Consider the following 18,980-nt stretch of genomic DNA (forward strand, 5'->3'; position numbering starts at 1 on the left):
GTGACCGATAGCCCGACCGAAACAGCTTCGCGATCTGGTGCGCGAATTGCGACAGCGCGGGCCGCGCATTCGTGAAGCAAAGCGATATCACCGCTCTTTTATAAGGGCTTATACGATCGAGTAAACAATCTGTTTACTCGGGGCTATATTGTTCTATTTATGGAGCTTTAGACGAATCCTTTCAAGCCAGGCGCAGGGCGGGTGCCACCAGTTCTGGCAGGCCGCTCCGACTTACTGAGTGAATTCCGTACACGGCTGTACCAGGCACGGGAAACAGGGGAGGGGGAACGGCCTTGGATCCTCTCCGGGCTCCGCGGAGTAGGGAAGACCGCGTTGCTCAATCAGCTCGGACGCGACGCGGCCGAGCTGATTGATCTTCATCAAAGTCGAGGCATCGAGCAGCAAGCCCCTGGCCGTCGCGCTGGCTAAAGAGCTCCACCTCGCACTTCGACGAGTCCTCTCAAGCTCTGACTGTGCCAAAGCGCTTTGGTCCAAGGCCGCCCGCGTGCTTCGTTCATTCCAAGTGCGTGTCGACCCGTCAGGGACCTACTCCTTCACTGTCGACGTTGAACCGGAGCGCGGCGTAGCCGACAGCGGCGATCTCGCTGTCGATCTCCAGGAGCTATTGGAGACCATTGGGCTTGCTGCGCGTGAGGCCAACACGGTTATCGTTCTGGCCGTCGATGAACTCCAAGAAGCCTCATCCGAGGATCTCACTGCTCTCAATGTCGCCCTGCATAACCTCGGTCAAGACGTCTTCCCCGTCCCGGTCGTTTTCGTCGGCGCGGGGTTACCTTCCCTGCCTGCCGTGCTCGCTGACGCGACTAGCTACGCGGAGCCCCTCTACGACTATCGTCAGATCGGTTTGCTCGACACTGCCGCGACGTCTGACGCCCTCACTGCCCCGGCACGTTTCAACGGAGTCGACTGGGAGCCTGACGCCCTGGATGCCGCGGTGACAGCTACGGGGGGATACCCATATTTCATCCAAGCCTGTGGCAGTCATGTTTGGGCTGTCAGGGCCACGGATACCATTTCTCTGCAGGACGCCCAAATCGGGATCGAGTCAGCGCGAAGTGAAGTGGAACAAGGTCTCTATCAATCGAGGTGGGAGCGGGCTACCCCGACTCAGCGGGCCTTCATGTCCGCAATGGCCATCGACGATGATGCCTCCTCATCAATGGCCGAACTCGTGACCCGGTTGCGGAAGAAGCGCACCACGGACCTCTCCGTCAATCGCCGAGACTTGATCCGGAGCGGTCACATCTACACACCAGAACGCGGTTTCGTCGCATTCACCGTGCCCGGCATGGCTGACTTCATCGGCAGACAAGGGGAGTAGCCCCGAATCATCCGCGCCGACGTCGGCACCTGCTCATGCCTGCGCGGACGTCGACACCGTCTACTTACATCCAGACTTCCGCGTCTGTAGGTGGTAACGGCCATGGGGATCCCAAGCGACCAAGCGCGTAGCTGACAATGACCAGCCTGTCGACCAATCGACCCCACCCGGGCTCAAAGTTGAAGCCGGTGATGAAAGTCGTCCCGTTGGCCGTGGGAAGGTAACGCCACTCGCCCCGACCTGCCCGGAGTGGAGAGCTTGTCGCTAGTCGTGAATCGAAGTGCCGAGGTGCGTGTTCCGTCTGGTCGTTGTCGTTCTCCCAGAGAGGTACCTGTTCCCGTGATCGTGTGGAGGAGCGTGCGGCGCTGGTAGACGAAGCGGTTGCCCCTGGTCGGTAGTGCGGCGACGGGTGTGATGCTGCTGAATCGGAGATCCCAGCGCGGATGCTGAGCCGGATCTTGTGTGAGTTGCCATACCCGATCGGCGTCGGCATTGATCTCGATCTCCACATAGATCACCTTGTCGCCCATGAGGTCAGCTTGCTACATCACCCCGGTACCTCGCCGGCTCTGAATCGCGTGTCCGAATTACCACTCGTGCCGAGTCACGAGCCGAACCTGGCGAGGCGAAAGTTCCGGTGCGTCGACCAGGCCGAGAGCGATGCCTGCTCGGCGGTGACCTAGGCTCGGGGGATGACAAGACCAGGCCAAAGCCCATTTCCCTGGATTCCGGCCGCCGTCGCCGCTGCGTCGTGGGTCGTGTGCGCCGGCGGATTCGGCTTCCTGACCTGGTTCGGTTTGGTCCCCAACGCCTTCGTGAAGCACCTCCTGCCGGAAACGATCCCGCGCAGCGTCGGTCCTAGTCGAACCTCACTGAAAAGCTGCCGCTGCCAGACCATCGGATCTGTGGACGACCCGCTTCTGACCTCTAGTAGCAGGGTGTTCCTCGCAGGATCTGAACGCTCATCAGTCGTGGGTCTCGTTTTCGAGAGCCGAAGCTGACGTAGATACGCGGCTGATTAGCTGATCTATCCCCGATTGAAGCGCTGCGCCCGATACTTTCTAGGGTGTCGGCATTCCTCCGTTGACGTTGAGTGTTTCTCCGATGACGAAACTGGACTCTCCGGAGGCGAGGAATACATAGGCGGGCGCGAGTTCGGCTGGTTGTCCGGAGCGGCCGAGTGGGTTGTCCTTGCCGTACTCGGGCAGTTTCTCGGGCGGATACCCCTGCGTCACTTGTAACGCCGTCCAGGTGGGGCCGGGAGCCACTGCGTTGACGCGGATGCCGCGGGGCGCGAGTTGCTGAGCGAGCGCCTTTGAAAAGTTGTTGATGGCGCCTTTCGTGGTCGCATAGTCGAGAAGGAACGGTAGCTGGTGGTAGGCCTCCAAGGATGCCGTGGCGATGATGGTCGAGCCGGGCTTCAGATGCGGTACGGCTGCCTTAATGATCCAGAACATCGCGAACACATTCGTGCGCATGGTGTCCTCGAATTGCTCGTCACTGATGTCTTCCAGTTTTTCGACGAAGACCTGTTTTCCGGCGTTACTCACGACGATGTCCAGGCCACCCAGCCCGGTGACGGCAGCTTCGACCAGTTCACGGCAGTAATTTTTGTCTTTTAGGTCACCAGGGAATGCGACAGCAGTACGGCCGGCCTCTTTGATCAGGCCGACGATGTGGCGAGCATCTTCTTCCTCTTCTGGCAGATAGGAGATCGCAACATCGGCGCCCTCCCGGGCGAAAGCGATGGCGACTGCACCGCCGATTCCGGAGTCTCCACCAGTGATGAGCGCCTTGCGTCCGGTGAGCCGCCCAGAGCCGCGGTAACTTGTCTCTCCGAGGTCTGGCACCGGGTCCATGTTCGCTTGGATGCCCGGCTCTGGCTGTTGCTGGATGGGTGGAGAAATGGAGGGGTAACGTGTGCGCGGATCCGTGAGGGAGTATTGGTCGGTCGCCATGATGTTCCTTTCGTGGGGCGGGGCTTTAGATCGTGGCTACAGAGCCGGAGTCGACGCGGTAGTTCGCTCCGTTGACGAAGCTAGCGAGATCTGAGCAAAGGAACGCGACCACGCTAGCCACTTCGTCCGGTGTGCCGCGGCGCTTTAGCTCTATGGATGGGCGCTTTTCATCGAGGAAGGTGGTGATCGCATCCGGAATCGAAATGCCAAGCTTGTGTGCCCGCTTCTTCATCATCGCGTCCGTCATCGGGGTATGGATGAACGCCGGTGACACACAGTTGACCAGCAACCCTTCCATGGCGTAGCTGCGAGACAAGCCTTTGGCAAGCGCGAGGACGCCGGCTTTCGCCGAGCAGTACGGCAGTTCGTCGTCGTATGGTTGCACCCCGTCCTCGGACGCCAGAAACACGAGCCGGCCCCAGCCGCCTTTGCGAAGCGACGGCAGGAAGGCGCTGACGAGCCGCACCGGGCCCATCAGGTCGACGAGGAGCGTTTCCATCCAGCCCTCGTCCGTCAGCTCATGGAAGAGGCCTTGGGCGCCGGTAATACCTGCTGACTGCACCAAGATATCGATGTCGCCGACCGCGTCAAGCACCCTGTCTCGAAGGGTCGCGATCGAGTCGACACTGGTGATATCGGCAGTGAATGCGTACAGCTGATTCGGTTTCGCGTTCAGCTGCTCGGCCGCCGCATCCAGTTTGTCCTGGTACTGATCGGTGATGACTACCGTGACGCCTTCGGCAAGTAGCCGGTGAGCGGTGTGCCAGCCGATCCCCGAGTCACCGCCGGAGACGAGCGCTATTTTTCCCTTGATACCAAGATCCATGACTTCACCGTACGCCGCGCACTCAACAATTTTCTATTCCTTGACATCGCCGCTCAACAATGTTGTGGTATTCAAGTGCGCAATGCCGTTGGAGACCCGGAGGTATTCAGGAGCACCGGCGCGATCCTGGGGGAAAGCCTCATCTGGGATGCTCGTGGGGACCATCCCGCAATGCTCTGGTGCGACATCACTGCGGGGCTCATCCACCGAAGTCCGCTGTGCATGCCCGCGGACGGCTCGGCTGACGACACGATCACGCTGCCCCCGCCTGTGGCCTCATTTTCCGTTGCAGAAATAGGAGGACGCCCGGGTTTCATCGTGTCGCTCGAAGATCGAATCGTCGTGACGGATTCCTCGGGTCACTCGATCCGAACAGTCGCAGAGATCCATCACAGTCGCCTTGGTCTCCGGCTCAATGAAGGAAAGGTTGATCCAGCGGGCCGGTGGATCACTGGGTCGATGAACCTTTTCAATGACGATCCGGTCGGCGCGTTCTACTCGGTTTCCGGTGATGGGGACGTGCGTCTGCTCCGGGGCGGTATCGGTGTCGCGAACGGGCTGGAATGGTCCCTGGACGGTCGTCGCATCTTCTTTACAGACACAAGTGTCGGCACGATCTACACGGGTGCGTACAGCGCGAACGGCGACATCACGGATGTGAATGTGTTCACCCGCGGCGCACCGCACGACGGCCTCACGATCGATACGGACGGTAACTTCTGGGGCGCGCTGTACGGGGGCGGCAAGGTCGTGCACTACAACTCGAATGGCGCTGAGGTCTTCGCCATCGATATACCGGCACTGAACCTCACCTCTGTTGCATTTGGCGGCGCCGACCTCTCCATGCTGTATGTTGCAAGCGCGCGCGAAAACCTGACGCAAGCACAGTTAGAGGCGTATCCGCTGTCCGGTAGCGTATTTGCGATTCAAACGGACACTCAAGGACGCCAACCCACTCCGTTCTTCAGTCGCGGGTGAGTTCCTCGATTGTGATTGCGGCATTGAGGAGTGCGAGGTGACTCAGCCCTTGTGGCAGGTTACCTAGAAAGGCGTTGTCGCTCGGATCGATTATCTCCGAATAGAGACCCACATCGTTCGCCAAATCAATGAGCTCGTCCATGAGCACGACGGACTCGTCATTGCGACCGACGCATGCGAGTGCGGATGCCAACCAGAACGAGCAGGCAACAAATGCTCCCTCCTCGTGGGCGGCCCCGGTGTAGCGATACGTGAGTGGACCATCGCCAAGTTCCGTACGAATTGCGTCTATCGTCGACGACATCCGCGAACTTCGGTCGAACCCGCTGGCCGCGTGGAGGAGTACGGATGCATCCAGATCGTCGCCGCCCGCCCAGGCCGTGAAGCTCTTTCGCGCTTCGGACCAGCAGTTCTCGCGTACCCACGCTGCGATGAGTTCGGATTCGGATCGCCAGTGTGTGGGGTTTCCCGGGATCTGGCCCATCTCGCAGAGGCGCGTCGCGTCGGTGAGGGCCTGCCAGCATCCCATCTTCGACGAGGTGTAGTGGCGCTGCTCGGTGAGTTCCCATATCCCGGAGTCCGACTGTCGCCAGATGTCCGCCACGTGGTTGGCGAGTGAAGCCAGCAGTAAGCCCGTATCCACATCGAGCACATTTCCGGCCTCGACGTACACACGCATGACGTTGAACAGGTCACCGTATACCCCGAGCTGCAGCTGGTTGGCTGCGCGATTACCGATGGTGACCGGCCCAATTCCGCGCCACCCCGGCACGTCAAGGGTTTCAACATCACCGGGAACAGCGCCGTCCAGTGTGTAAAGAATGTGCAACTCCGGGCCGCACTCCCTGATCGTGCGAAGCAGCCATGCGACCGCCGCGTGGGTCTCCTCGCGAAGGCCGAAACGAACGAGAGAACGCACCGTATATGCCGTATCCCGCACCCACGCGAAGCGGTAGTCCCAGTTCTTGCCGCCACGGAGGTTCTCTGGAAGCGATGTCGTCGGCGCCGCCGCAATCGCTCCCGTCGGGCTGTAGATCAGTAGTTTGAGAGCCAGAGCACTGCGCTGGACAGCGTCCGCCCATGGCCCGTCGTAGTTGAAGTCACGCGACCACAATTGCCAGCTCTCGATCGTGCGGTTCACACTCTCGTCAGTCAACTCGGGCACCGGCACATGAACCGGTTCGTTCGCGGTACCCGCAACCGTGATGAGGTGGCGGGACTTCGCCGCCGTCGTAAAGCTTCCGGCCAGTGCGCGGCTGCCACCCCCGCGCGGTCCATGCGCCAGTCCGCGCACCGCAATCGTCACGCTACCAACGCGGATGACCTTTCCGTGAATCGTCGTGTCGACCCATGGCGATGCAGTCGAAAGGCATGTACCGGGAGTAACGCGCCATCGGAAACGCACGGCACCACGGATGCCATCGACACGCCTCGCCAGCTCCACCCACGGAAGCCGGCCGGCGAATCCGTTAACGAGAGCATCCGTGACTCGGGCGACACCCGCATCCGTTGTGAAGGTGGTCTCCAGCACATTGGTTCCGGGGACATACCGGCGCGTGACGGTGTAAGTCCCCGCGGGCGCGAGCTCAATGCTGCCGCCCTCTCGTGCGTCCAGCAGCCGCGCGAACACAGGGGTAGAGTTGAGTGCCGATATGGGAAGCCAATCGATGCCGCCATCCAGTGCGACCAACGCCACCGTGCGTCCGTCACCGATCGCAGCGTACGAGCGTAAGTCCGTATAGCCATCCCGGCGTTGAGAGCTCATTCGCCTCCCACTCGTCGACGACATCCGTGAACTGAACCGCCTTGAGCTTAGCCTCGATGCACCGACGGGGCTCGTTGAGCATGCGGCGTTTTATGCCGAGCCAACAGGTCGAGGCATCCAAGCACCCCGTTGCGCTTTCGTATCTCGAAACCTATTTGTGTCGCAACCCATGGGCGGTTTTAAGGGGTGGAAGCGACGGGGGTTATTTCTTTCTTCGAGGTTAGCCTGCTGAGCAGGTCGGCTGGGGTGCGTCGGTTGAGGGTTTTGCGGGGCCGTTCGTTGAGTTCGGTGGCGACTTCGAGGAGTCGTTAGGCGCTGTGCGCGTTCAAATCGGTGCCTTTGGGGAAGTAGTGACGCAGCAGGCCGTTGGTGTTCTCGTTCGTGCCGCGTTGCCAGGGCGAGTGCGGATCGCAGAAGAAGATGGGAACGCCCGTCCCTTTCGTGATCTCAACGTGCCGTGCCAGTTCGCTTCCCTGATCGCAGGTCAATGACCGCCGCAGCATCGCGGGCATGAGATTGAGGGCGCCGATGAGCGCGTCATGGAGCGCCGTGGCGCTATGGCCGTTGGGCAGGTGGACCAAGACGACGAATCTGGTCGTGCGTTCAACGAGGGTCGCGATCGCGGCTCCTGACGCCGAGCCAACGATGAGATCGCCCTCCCAATGCCCGGGAATCACTCCGTCGTTGGCCTCAGCGGGCCGTTCACTCAACAGCGCCTTGTCGCGAATTCGACCGGGGGTAATGAGATGTGCGGCTCGCGATTTTCGAGCTGATCGCCTTCGTCGTAGGTGCCGGTGCGGGCGGACTCCGACGTAACCGCGGTTTTGCACGTAGAGGCTTTGATAGATCGTCTCGTGGGATGCCTGCAGTTCGTCCTGGCCGGCGAACGCGACTGCGAGGTCGTCGCTGATCTGCTGCGGACTCCAGCTCTTCCGCAAGCGTTCCTCAACGACAGCGGCAAGCTGCCGGACATCGAGCCTGCCGGGTTTGGGCCGGCACGCTCTGATCTCACACCGTTTCTGTGCGGCACAGGGCCGATACCTACGCGTTGCCGGGTGTGCGTTCCGGCGCAGCTCCCGACTGATCGTCGACGCGACACGACCCAGATCCTGCGCGATTGCCCTGACATCTGCACCACCCAACCTCAGATCCGCGATGCGCAGACGTTCCTCTTGGCCTAAAAAAACGTCCCGAAGACGCAACCGTCGGAACGGGTATCCGTCCGCCAGCGGCTTTGTTCCATCGAAATCCCTGTTTGCGACCCATTCCTATGGATTCACACGCGGCCGATGCCGACATGCCTTCCCAAACCCGATCCCAGAACAAGTTCTCGCGGACCTTCATGACCAATCTTGACGCCATTAACAACACCTCACTCAAACGGTGTTGCTACGACCCCTTGAAACCGCCTGGTGGCTCTTCATGTTGACGAAGCAATACTTAGAAGCCGGAAACCACACCACTCGAGGGGATGTAACCGGGTGATCGTCGTTGGTGCCGAGAACAGGTGCTTCGGCAACCCCGTGCGGTGTACGGGCTAATGTAGCCGCCGCCAAGAATGAGCACATACAGCCTCAAGACTGACGTGATCCCATCAAACTCTCGGGTACCTGCACCGACAAGTGCTCCCGGTAATGTGCTCTCGCTTGTTGACGAAAGCTGTTGGGGGGCGCAGCATGACATAGGAATCTATTTTGTCGTGCAAAACCTGCGACGTGAAAATGATTGGAAATCAGGAGGATCTCAGATGCCGAAAGTGGCGATCAATGGGTTGGGCCGAATCGGGCGGGCTGCATTAAAAATTCTGCTCGATTCAGAGAATCTGGAACTTGTTGCGGTCAACGATGTGGCGTCAATTGAGAATCTTGCCTACCTGCTGCGGTACGACACGGTCTACGGCCGGTACCACCGTCAGATTGTTGTGGAGGCTGATGCACTTGTCATCGACGGCCACCGGGTGGTTGTTCTTGCCGAACGGGACCCAGCGGCTCTGCCGTGGCGGGAGCTCGGAGTCGATCTAGTGCTGGAGTGCACTGGTGCTTTCACTCGGGCGGAGGACCTGACCAAACATATTCAGGCGGGCGCGTCGTTCGTCATCTTGTCTGCCCCGACGAAGTCCGAATCCGTCCCGACGGTTGTGCACGGGGTGAACCGGCCGGATGGGCATCCGCAGATCATCTCTTGCGCCAGTTGCACGACGAACTGCATCACACCGGTCATCGAGATCGCGACAAGGCGTCTGGGGGTGGAGCGTGCGATCATGACCACAATTCATGCTTATACCGCGACCCAGCGCCTGGTCGACTCTCCAAGTGACAATTTCCGACGTGGGCGGGCGGGTGGAGCGAACTTGGTGCCCGCTCCTACCGGTGCTGCACAGGCGACAATCCGGGCATTGCCGAAGTTGACCGGGCTCTTCGCCGGGGTTGCGATCCGCGCCCCGATCGAGGTTGGTTCCATTGCCGACATTGTCATTGTCACTTCCCGCCCGACCAGCGTAGAGGAGGTCAACGCCGTGTTCATCGAGGAGGCGAAGACGCCCCGGTATCAAGGCATCCTCGGCGTTTCGGCGGACCCGATGGTCTCCTCCGACATCATCGGCGATTCACGCGCCGCCGTGGTGAACCTTGATTTGACGCAGGTCGTGGACGGCACCCTGATAAAGATCATGGCCTGGTACGACAACGAGTGGGGCTTCACCCACCAAATGATCCGCGAGGCTAGGGCCACCCTTGGGTTACCTTCCAGCGGGGAAACATCTCCGTGACGAGAAATACACTGAGGTTTCGATGTCACCTTCCATAGGGTACGTAGCCCGATCAGCGACATTGGGACTTTAGGGCAAAGTCGTTTGGCTCGATTACATCCGCTGCAGCCTACTTATTTCCGGCAAGTGCGAACGGATGGTGCGTGAGGACGGATTGAACGGTCACCTCGAACCCGTCGATCTTCGAGAAGGTGATCGTCGGCTTAACCGACTGTAGTCACGCGCTGACTCGGGCTCACACCGAGTCGTCAGCGGATGCTACGGCCTTGACTCCCAAATTCGTGTATAAGATTCGGGTCATCATCGATCTGCGGCGGGCGGCGGACCTGCGACGAGGCGTGTATGAAGGCACGGATGCTGGCGACGATACGTGATGGAGGTAGCACCCGACCTGGCCCACAACACCGCGGGAACGGGCGCACTTACCGCAGCGGTTATGGGCCGCGGCCGACCGGCCCAATCCGATGATCACGGAGGGCATCCCGGCGATCCGGCGGTTGATCGGTCAGGGCATCAGCGTGAACAGCACGCTGCTGTTCTCAACAAAAGTGTACGAAAACATGGTCGATGCATACCTGTTCGGAGTGGAGGACCGGTTGGTCGGCGGCGGGGGAAGGTCGGCATCGCCAGCGGGGGCGCCGCCTATGCCGCTTCACCAAGCTCGTCATCAGTGAGCGCTAACTGGCCTTGACCCCGGAGAGTGGACACGGGTTAGGCGGCGAGTTGGATCTCTGCGGCCTGGGACGTGCCGGTCGTCAAAACCAGCTTCACGGCCTCGTCTTTGTACTCAGGAGTGAACTCCCGACGTGATCTTGCCATAGTGAACATTCTCTCTTGTGAGGTGTCCACTCAACGGGGTCAGGGCCAAAGGCACTGTTCGAGACAACGGCCGAGGTCCTCACTGGGCTGGAAAAAGCCTTTGCAGGCTATGAGGAAGAGACCGGAGACGCTTGGCGTCGACAGTAAGTCAGTTCAGGCCGGGATGAAGCCATTCCACCCGGTCGTGGATGGATGTTAGTTCAGCAGAGCGAAGGGGGCGCACCCGTGGGTGCGGCCCCTTCCGCAACATGTGGGATCGATCTCAGTTCGCAGGGGTGATGGAGGCCGGTCAGTCTTATTTAGCTTCGGTATAAAGCTAGCTTCGACGGTGATCGACTCCCATGTAGCCGGATATCGGCAGAGTTTGGCCGCTTCCGTGTCCATGTCCATGTCGGGGACAATCATCTACGTGCGGGCAGATCCCGTCAATCTGGTGCTGGCAGTTTAGCGGTTGCTAAGCTCACGACATGACGCCCGGACTGGAAGAGCAGAATGTTCCCGCCCCCGATCGTGGGCCGGGGGGGATGCGAAGCTTCCGTTCGGAGCTTGACAGCACGCACTACACCGCGGTCGACGAACACTGGGCAGGCGGTCTCCCAGCCCAGTACGGTGTCGCTCCGCGGGTGCGAATTGGTAAGAGCAAGTGGTTCAACCTGTTGTGGTTGATTCCAATCGGCTTGGTGCTCCTGGTCATCGGCATCGCGGTAGCGAAGGGGATACGCGAGCTCCCTGCCGTGCAGGATTTCATTCAGCAGTATCCTGGCGAGTCTGAGCTTCCGGAGAACGCGCCGGTGGGTTTCCCTGCATGGCTGGGCTGGCAGCACTTCCTGAATGCTTTTCTGATGATCTTCATCATCCGCTCCGGCGTTACAATCATCGCCGATCACCCGCGTTTGTACTGGTCCAGACACTCCACACCGGGTAAAGACTGGTTGCGTATGCAGAAGCCGGTGCCGAGTGATCCGCTGTATACGTCGAAGCAGGAATCGATCACCTTGCCGGACGGCGTCGGCTTGCCGGGGCGTCGTCACTCCATCGGGCTCGCCCGCTGGTGGCACCTCGGCGTTGACACGTTGTGGTTACTCAACGGAATCGTGTTCTACGTTCTGATCTTCGTCACCGGCCAGTGGATGCGCTTGGTCCCCATGAGTTGGGACGTCATCCCGCATTCCATTTCGGTCGCAATCCAATATCTGTCGCTAGACTGGCCGACGGAAAACGGCTGGGTCAACTACAACGGTCTGCAACTGATCGCCTACTTCATCACCGTGTTCATCGCCGCTCCGGCCGCTCTCATCACCGGGCTCGGGATGTCACCGGCGTTGTCGACCAAATTCCGGACCATCAGTTCGGTCTTCAGTATCCAGGTCGCACGATCACTCCATTTCTTGGTGCTCGCCTGGTTCGTCATGTTCATCATCATCCACGTGACCCTCGTGCTGACCACCGGCGCCCTCCGCAACCTCAACCACATGTATGCGTCACGGGACGACAGCTCCTGGGGCGGGTTTTTGATCTTCGCCGCCTCGATGGTGGTCATCATCATCGGCTGGGTGGCGGCGACACCGTTCACGTACCGGCATCCGCGTGTGGTGCAGAAGGTGGGGTATGCGCTGATCGGTCCCGCGCAGCGGTTGTTCGAGCACATCGATTCGAAGCCGGGTCAGTACACGGAGAAAGATATCTCTCCCTATTTCTGGCATAACGGTAAGTACCCGGAATCGGAGGAGTACAAGAAGCTCCAAGCTGGCACCTTCACGGATTACAAGCTGCAAATCGGTGGGCTCGTTGATAATCCGGTGGAGTTGGACCTTGAGCAATTACGGGCGCTGTCACACCACGAGCAAATCACGCAGCACTTTTGCATTCAGGGCTGGTCGGGTGTCGCGAAGTGGGGCGGCGTCTCAATGCAGACCATTCTTGACATCGCGAAGCCGAAGCCGGAAGCGAAGTGGGTGATTTTTTACTCCTTTGCGGTCGGTCCTGATGGTGGGATTTACTACGACGCTCAACCGATCGAGCAGATGAGTTACAAACTGACCATGCTGGCCTATGACATGAATGATGAAACGCTGTCGTTCGGTCACGGTGCTCCGCTGCGGTTGCGCAACGAGGTGCAGCTCGGTTTCAAGCTGGTCAAGTGGATTAAGGGCATCGAATTCGTCGAAGACTTCTCCGAGGTCGGCGGTGGTCTGGGTGGGTACGACAACGACCATGAGTTCTTCGGCTATCGGCAATCCATCTGACATCCCACGCACTGACCGACAGGTCGGAACAACTTACGATTGGAAGTCGGCTAGCTACAGGTCGGGGCCGAAGACTTCGTATTGGATGTCTTTTGCGGGTAGAACTCGGTCTTGAGCGTGGCGAAGAAACTTTCCGCCATTGCGTTGTCCCAGCAAATTCCGGTGTGTCCCATCGACCGGGTAATGCCATGTGCGGCAGCGAACGCGGTGATCTGCGCTGACGCGTATTGGGCGGATTCAACCGGTGGAAGCAACACCGGTGTTTGCGATGAAGAGTAGCTCGTTCATCGCTTCGGCTGGCGTCTTGAATCCGAGTGTCTTACGAGGGCGTTCGTTCAGGGTCTTGGCGACGCCTTCGAGATCGACGAGGGCGTAGCGGGTGAAGTCGGTGCCTTTGGGGAAGTACTGGCGTAGTAGCCCGTTGGTGTTCTCGTTGCTGGGCCGCTGCCAGGGCGAATGGGGATCAGCGAAGTAGATCGGCAGTCCTGTTTGGATGCGGAGTCGGGCGTGTTGGGCCATCTCGGCGCCCTGGTCCCAGGTCAGCGACTTGCGCAGGGTCGCGGGCAGGCCCGTGATGGTCCGGGCGATCGCATCACAGACGGCATCGGCGCCGTGTCCGGCCGTCGCTGGCCCGTTCTTGGCCTGCGCGCCGACCATCTTGTGCTTGCCCATCGGAGGCAGGTGCAACAGCATCGTGAACCTCGTGGTGCGTTCGACGAGGGTCCCGATCGCGACCCCGCCCAGCCCGACGATCAGGTCCCCTTCCCAGTGCCCGGGCACGACCCTGTCGTTGGCTTCCGCGGGTCGGGCGGCGATCATGACCTCCTCTGTCAGGAAGCTCTTGCCGCGCTTGGCACGGGCCCACGGCACTCGCAGCGCCCGACCAGTCCGCAAGGCGGTGGTCAGCTCGCGACGCAGCGCGCCACGATTTTCGATGTAGAGGGCCTGGTAGATCGCCTCATGCGAGATTCTCATGCTCCCATCGTCTGGGAAATCAACTTTGAGCCGACCGGCGATCTGCTCCGGACTCCACGCTGTGGACCAGCGGCGATCCTGGCGTGGCCCATGACGACGCGCGTTCCACGCCCTGATCCCGGGAGCTGCAGCGGGCGTGCCGTCAGCGCGCGTGACCGTTCCATCCAACCGAGACTGCACGTACTCGCGCAACCGGGGGCTTCCCGCGAGCTTGGCGGTCTTGGGTCGGCGGGCACGCCGGTCGCAGTGCCACTGGGCGCTCGTGGCACGGTATTCAGACTTGCCGCCGCGCGATGCCGCGTTGCGCCGCAGCTCACGTGAGATCGTCGACGGGGATCGGCTCAACGCCAGCGCGATCTCACGAACTCCAGCGCTCTGGGCCCGCAGGATCGCGATCTCCTCACGCTCGACGAAGGACAAGAATCTTCCTGAGAGCGGTGCCTTGCTGACGTCTCGCATCCCGCCAGCGTGACGGAAGAAGCGAGTCCCGACCGGCGCCGACACGCCGGCCCGCTCGCCAGCCTCCTCGCTCGAGACACCCTGCCCGACGAGGTCCCAGAAATCCTGCCGGTGCTCCCGGCGCCACGCCGGCGGTCGGCCCGGCGACCGCATCGGCTCCCGCCCGAGTTGCGTGGCCATCCAACCCTTCGGACGTCCCATATTCCACCTTCATAATCGAGGTGTTGCTTCCACCGGTTGAATCTGCCTTGGGTGCCGCGATCGGAGTGGAAGATCACCTGCTCGGGCCGCTTACCGCGGAGAGCCATGGCCATGACCAGGGCGTCCTGGATGAGGTCGGTGCGCATGTGGTCGGCGATGGCCCAGCCGATCACGCGGCGCGAGTGCGCGTCGATCACGGTGGCTAAATACAGCCACCCTTCCCAGGTCCTCAGGTAGGTGATGTCGCCCACCCAGACCTGGTTCAGAGCCCCGGTGTCCCACTGCCGTTTGACGGCGTCGACCGGGTAGGCGTCCTCGGCCTGGCTGACCGTGGTGGTGCGCCAGCGTTTCGGGCTGATGCCCACCAAACCCAAGCGGCGCATGGTGCTGGCCACGGTTTTGCGGGAGATGATCTCGCCATCGGCGCGGAGGTCGGCGAGGATCCGCGGGGACCCGTAAACCACGTCGGAATCACCGTGGAAGAAGGTGACTTTCTGCTCGATGTGCACCCGCCGGATCGACGCCGGCGATGGTGCCCGGTCGATCCAGGCGTAGTAGCCAGAGCGGGAGACCTCGAGGAGGCGGACCATGCGGGTGATGGTGAAGTTGGTCTTCTCCGCCAGCATCAGTTCGAACGCTTTCCGTTCGTATCCGACGCTTCCTGGGCGAAGAAGATGGACGCATTTTTAGAAACGCCCTGTCCATCTGCAGGTCCGCGTTTTCTTTCCGAAGCCGCTGCAGCTCGGCCCTTTCGGACTCCGTCACCTCAGTCTGCCCAGTCTCGTTGCGAGCCTTGAACGCGGTCACCCACCGGCCCAGTGTGGCCTCGTTGACTCCGAGCTCGCGGGCAACGGTCGCGACCGCTCTGCCGGTAGTGATGACCAGCTTTACAGCCTCGTCTTTGTACTCAGGAGTGAACTCCCGACGTGATCTTGCCATAGTGAACATTCTCTCTTGTGAGGTGTCCACTCAACGGGGTCAGGGCCATCTCGCTCCCTGGTCCCAGGTCAGTGACTTGCGCAGGGTCTCGGGCAGGCCGGTGATGGTCCGGGCGATCGCATCACAGACGGCATCGGCGCCGTGTCCGGCTGTCGCTGGTCCGTTCTTGACCTGCGCGCCGGCCATCTTGTGCTCGCCCATGGGAGGCAGGTGCAATAGCATCGTGAACCTCGTGGTGCGTTCGACGAGGGTCCCGATCGCGATCCCTCCCAGCCCGATGATCAGGTTCCTGCAACCGTCCTACCGCGCTCGGCCAAACAGCTCGCCGCTCTGCGCCGACAACGGTCCGACATCGCCGTCGAGGTCGAGAAGCTGGTGAACGACCACCCTTTTTCCCCCGTCCTGACGAGCATGCCCGGAGTCGGCGTCAGGACCGCAGCCCGGCTCCTCACCGAGGTCGCCGGCAAGCATTTCGAAACCGCCGGCCACCTCGCCGCCTACGCCGGCCTCGCACCAGTAACCCGACGTTCCGGATCATCAATCCGCGGTGAACATCCCTGGCGACGAGGAAACAAGATCCTTAAACGCGCCCTGTTCCTCTCCGCCTTCGCGGCCCCGCGAGACCCCGTCTCCAGAACGTAATACGACCGAAAAATCGCCCAAGGCAAACGCCACAACCAAGCCCTCATCGCCCTCGCCCGACGGCGGCGTGATGTTCTATTTGCGATGCTGCGCGACGGCACCCTCTACGAAACCGAACACCAACTCGCCGCTTGACAAAAATATAAAGGCACCCCCCCCCCCGATCATCAACGACTGGGGGCAACGACTATGCCGGATCCGACAGGCCAACACGTATCCAGTTCACACCTTTTGGGCCTACGAAGAAAGTATCGGGAGGGGGGGCATGCTTGTTGCTGGGTACGGCGGAACGCGGCACGCCGAAACCACGCTTCGCTTCGCCCCTCGGCTGCCTCCCGGGCTCACCAGGCTCGCGTTCGGACTGCTCCTGTCCGGGCGAATGCTGCGGGTCACGGACACCGCCACGGCCGCCACGTACTCCACTCTCGATGGCGTGCCGGTCCAACTCGTCCACCACGGCCAACCGGTCACCGTTTCCGCTGGAAAACCGGTGAGTGCGCGATCCCCGCCCCAGCACAACTCGGCGCCAGACCGACTCAACCTGACGGGCGTGATCCGCGGCGTGCCCGGCCGACAGGGTCGTGATCGACTTTTACGCCGGGTGTGTGGTTACCACTCGTAGATGCGTTGGACTATCTCGTGCCGCGGTGCCTGCTCGGGTCCCGGATAAGTGACCACGATCGGCACGTCGTCGGGACCACGGCCCTCGACCATCCTGAATCCATCGATGGTTTGGCTTGTCACGTGTGGTGACTGCGCGCGGAGTACCCGTTCACATCGTCGAAGTTCTTCTTCGTCCTCCGCTGTCCAGATCAGGTATTGGATCCCGACGGGACCGAGGGGATGCTCGGCGCGCGCTCCTATCTCGCGAAGGTTCAGCTCGCCGTCGTCGGCGCCGACCAGCAGCGCGGCGCTGTTGTTTCGAACCGTCACGTCGAAGCCGAGTAGTTTCTTGTAGAACAGCACTGATCGGTCGAGTTCACGTACAAACATTACTGCTGACGACAACCTCACTCTGCGCGCCTCCGGAAGTTGGCCGTGTCTGGGAGGCGCATTATCGAAACCCCATTAGTTCTCGGGCAGCGGCGACGATATGGCGGGCTGAGATCCCTGCGGCGTCGAGGAGTTCGGCCGACTCACCCGACATCGGTAGCTTGGCGACGCCGAGGAGTTTGACGTGCAGTTGTGGCACCTCCGCCTCAGCCAGAGCCTCCATCACCGCAGCCCCGATGCCGCCCTGCGGATAATGGTCCTCCACCACAACCAACCGTCCCTTCGTGATGCGGCAGGTGTCGATCAGGGTGTCCCGGTCGAGGGGTTTGATCGAGTACAGGTCGATCACCCGTGCGGCGATGCCGGACTGAGCGAGCTCCTCGGCGGCTGCTAAGCATTCGTGCAGGGTGACTCCCGCCCCGATGAGTGACACGGTGTCGTCGGCCCCAGCCCAATGGACCTTGCACCCGCCGAGGGGGAACTGCTCCTCTTGTCCGTAGATGACCGGATAGGCCCCACGGGTTGCGCGTAGGTAACTGATGCCGTCCGTGTCGGCCATTATCTTCACCAGCGCCGCAGTCGAGGGTGCGTCGCTTGGATACACCACAATTGAGGTGTGGATGGCCCGCATCGCCGCAATGTCTTCCAGCGCCATCTGGGAGGGCCCATCCTGGCCGATTTCAACGCCCGCGTGAGTGCCGACGAGGCGAATGTTCGCCTCCGACAAACCGGCCATCCGAATGAAGTCGTAGGGTCGGGCGATTAAGAAAGCTGCGAAGCTTGACGCGAAGGGGATGTATCCGCGCACCGACAAACCCACCGCGGAGGCGATGAGCTGTTGTTCAGAAGTGAACATTTCAAAGAATCGTTTCGGACAGACCTCCCGAAACTCGCCGGCATGCGTGGAGTCGCCGACCTCACCGTCGAGGACAACTACCTCCGGGCGCACCGCCAACGCCGAGATCGCGGCACCGAAAGCCGCGCGGGTGGCGACTTTCTCGCCGATCTCCCAGGTGGGGAGGGTGACGGCGACGTCCGGGTCGGGGACGATCGCCGATGTGCCGGCTTCGGGGACGGCGGTAGTGATAGTCAACCCGGTCACGCCACCCAGAGCAGCGATAGCCCGCTCCGCCATCTCCTGCGGCAGGGCCTTGCCGTGCCAGCCGTTTTTGTCTTCAATCTCGGGCACACCTTTACCTTTGATCGTGCGGGCCAAGACCACCGTCGGCTGCTCCGGATGGGACCGGGCCTCGGTCAGTGCCGCGTCGATCGCGGCGACATCGTGTCCATCGATCACGAGGGCACGGGCGCCGAACGCTTCGACCCGTTTGGCATACTTGTCCATGTCCCATTGCAGCTCGGTAGGACCGTCCTGGCCAAGCCGGTTGACGTCGACGATGGCCGTCAAGTTGCCGAGATTGTAATAACTCGCCTTGTCGATCGCCTCCCACATGGAGCCTTCGGCCATCTCGCTGTCCCCGCAGAGCACCCACGCCTGGTATGGCAGCTTGTCCAGGTACCTTCCGGCAAGACACACCCCGACCGCATCCGGTAGGCCCTGTCCGAGAGAACCGGTCGCAACATCCACCCAAGGCAGGATAGGCATCGGATGCCCCTCAAGACGAGAACCGAACTGGCGGTAGGTGTTCACCAACTCGTCCTCATCCACGACGCCCACCGCACGGTACATCGAGTACAACAACGGCGAAGCGTGCCCCTTCGAAAAGATCAGGTGGTCATTGGTCGCCTGCTGGGCGTTGGCCCAGTCATACCGCAGGTGCCGAAGAAGCAGGACCGACATCAGATCGGCCGCAGACAACGACGAGGTCGGATGCCCGGAACCCGCCCGGGTGCTGCAGCGGATGGAATCCACCCTCAACTGGGTCGCCAACGCACGCGAAAGATCCACCTGTTCGGTGCCCATCTTCGAGGTGTTCGGAGTGTGAGTCGTGGCCATGTTAACTGTTCCTTCGTCCCGTACGTCGGTAAAGAAATCAATGCAGTACCGTGATGATAATCCGCACAACATGGCTTTGCCACAGTGCACTTCAGATGAGTCCCGTCGTGACA

14 protein-coding genes and 4 pseudogenes are annotated in these 18,980 nt (G+C 61.1%); 7 read left to right on the forward strand and 11 right to left on the reverse strand.

All coding sequences use genetic code 11. The features are described 5' to 3' along the window. The first annotated feature begins 370 nt into the window (after positions 1–370). Positions 371–1,342 (forward strand): ATPase, encoded by a 972-nt coding sequence (locus CXY81_RS05555; protein ID WP_104194242.1) that lies wholly within the window; start codon positions 371–373, stop codon positions 1,340–1,342. A gap of 173 nt (positions 1,343–1,515) precedes the next feature. Here the strand turns inward: CXY81_RS05555 and CXY81_RS16035 are convergent, their stop codons facing one another. The 3 genes from CXY81_RS16035 to CXY81_RS05570 form a co-directional block, all read right to left on the reverse strand. Further along, the gene (locus CXY81_RS16035) at positions 1,516–1,872 is read right to left on the reverse strand and encodes a hypothetical protein (RefSeq protein ID WP_146067624.1); all 357 of its coding nucleotides are present in this window, start codon (positions 1,870–1,872) and stop codon (positions 1,516–1,518) included. A gap of 531 nt (positions 1,873–2,403) precedes the next feature. Further along, on the reverse strand, positions 2,404–3,300 hold the full coding sequence (locus CXY81_RS05565) for an SDR family oxidoreductase (RefSeq protein WP_104169450.1): 897 nt from the start codon (positions 3,298–3,300) through the stop codon (positions 2,404–2,406). A gap of 25 nt (positions 3,301–3,325) precedes the next feature. Continuing rightward, the gene (locus CXY81_RS05570) at positions 3,326–4,126 is read right to left on the reverse strand and encodes an SDR family NAD(P)-dependent oxidoreductase (protein WP_104169451.1); all 801 of its coding nucleotides are present in this window, start codon (positions 4,124–4,126) and stop codon (positions 3,326–3,328) included. On the opposite strand from CXY81_RS05570, the gene CXY81_RS05575 reads away from it, so the two are divergent. Next, on the forward strand, positions 4,061–5,104 hold the full coding sequence (locus CXY81_RS05575; RefSeq protein WP_233194009.1) for an SMP-30/gluconolactonase/LRE family protein: 1,044 nt from the start codon (positions 4,061–4,063) through the stop codon (positions 5,102–5,104). The genes CXY81_RS05570 and CXY81_RS05575 overlap by 66 nt on opposite strands. Here the strand turns inward: CXY81_RS05575 and CXY81_RS05580 are convergent. Beyond that, a complete protein-coding gene (locus CXY81_RS05580) occupies positions 5,091–6,869 on the reverse strand; it encodes a glycoside hydrolase family 15 protein (protein ID WP_104194245.1) in 1,779 nt (592 codons plus the stop codon). The genes CXY81_RS05575 and CXY81_RS05580 overlap by 14 nt on opposite strands. A gap of 308 nt (positions 6,870–7,177) precedes the next feature. Then, complete coding sequence (locus CXY81_RS05585) at positions 7,178–8,071, reverse strand: IS30 family transposase (RefSeq protein ID WP_255408680.1); 894 nt, start codon at positions 8,069–8,071, stop codon at positions 7,178–7,180. A gap of 545 nt (positions 8,072–8,616) precedes the next feature. Here CXY81_RS05585 and CXY81_RS05590 point away from each other — a divergent pair. From CXY81_RS05590 to CXY81_RS05600, 3 genes and pseudogenes are all read left to right on the forward strand, one after another. After that, positions 8,617–9,636 carry a type I glyceraldehyde-3-phosphate dehydrogenase gene (locus tag CXY81_RS05590; RefSeq protein ID WP_104194246.1) on the forward strand — a complete coding sequence of 340 codons (1,020 nt, stop codon included), beginning with the start codon at positions 8,617–8,619 and terminating at the stop codon, positions 9,634–9,636. A gap of 443 nt (positions 9,637–10,079) precedes the next feature. Beyond that, positions 10,080–10,310: pseudogene (locus CXY81_RS17410) on the forward strand (transaldolase family protein); the annotation flags it as partial. 612 nt (positions 10,311–10,922) lie between these two features. Further along, positions 10,923–12,701 (forward strand): molybdopterin-dependent oxidoreductase, encoded by a 1,779-nt coding sequence (locus tag CXY81_RS05600; protein ID WP_199182973.1) that lies wholly within the window; start codon positions 10,923–10,925, stop codon positions 12,699–12,701. A 237-nt stretch (positions 12,702–12,938) separates the two neighbouring features. On the opposite strand, the gene CXY81_RS05610 is transcribed toward CXY81_RS05600, so the two are convergent. The 4 genes and pseudogenes from CXY81_RS05610 to CXY81_RS05625 form a co-directional block, all read right to left on the reverse strand. Continuing rightward, entirely contained in the window at positions 12,939–14,135 is a 1,197-nt protein-coding gene (locus tag CXY81_RS05610) for an IS30 family transposase (RefSeq protein ID WP_104194250.1), read from the reverse strand. After that, on the reverse strand, positions 14,018–14,962 hold the full coding sequence (locus CXY81_RS05615) for an IS3 family transposase (RefSeq protein ID WP_104194251.1): 945 nt from the start codon (positions 14,960–14,962) through the stop codon (positions 14,018–14,020). The genes CXY81_RS05610 and CXY81_RS05615 overlap by 118 nt, the downstream gene beginning before the upstream one ends. 100 nt (positions 14,963–15,062) lie before the next feature. Beyond that, a pseudogene (locus CXY81_RS17415) lies at positions 15,063–15,284 on the reverse strand (transposase); the annotation flags it as partial. 42 nt (positions 15,285–15,326) lie between these two features. Then, a pseudogene (locus CXY81_RS05625) lies at positions 15,327–15,563 on the reverse strand (IS30 family transposase); the annotation flags it as partial. A 9-nt stretch (positions 15,564–15,572) separates the two neighbouring features. On the opposite strand from CXY81_RS05625, the pseudogene CXY81_RS05630 reads away from it, so the two are divergent. After that, positions 15,573–16,052: pseudogene (locus CXY81_RS05630) on the forward strand (transposase); the annotation flags it as partial. Between the two features lie 130 nt (positions 16,053–16,182). Next, positions 16,183–16,539, forward strand: coding sequence for a glycosyl hydrolase family 65 protein (locus CXY81_RS17420; protein ID WP_158252007.1), 357 nt, complete (start codon positions 16,183–16,185; stop codon positions 16,537–16,539). Here the strand turns inward: CXY81_RS17420 and CXY81_RS05640 are convergent. Both CXY81_RS05640 and CXY81_RS05645 read right to left on the reverse strand, forming a co-directional pair. Then, a complete protein-coding gene (locus tag CXY81_RS05640) occupies positions 16,527–16,931 on the reverse strand; it encodes a VOC family protein (RefSeq protein ID WP_104169221.1) in 405 nt (134 codons plus the stop codon). The two genes, CXY81_RS17420 and CXY81_RS05640, sit on opposite strands and share 13 nt — an antisense overlap. 40 nt (positions 16,932–16,971) lie before the next feature. Then, positions 16,972–18,867, reverse strand: a complete 1,896-nt coding sequence (locus CXY81_RS05645) for a transketolase (RefSeq protein ID WP_104169220.1) — start codon at positions 18,865–18,867, stop codon at positions 16,972–16,974. Positions 18,868–18,980: the final 113 nt, after the last annotated feature.

Origin of the sequence: Cryobacterium sp. M25, assembly GCF_002929635.1 — a bacterium.
Taxonomy (GTDB): Bacteria; Actinomycetota; Actinomycetes; order Actinomycetales; family Microbacteriaceae; genus Cryobacterium; species Cryobacterium sandaracinum.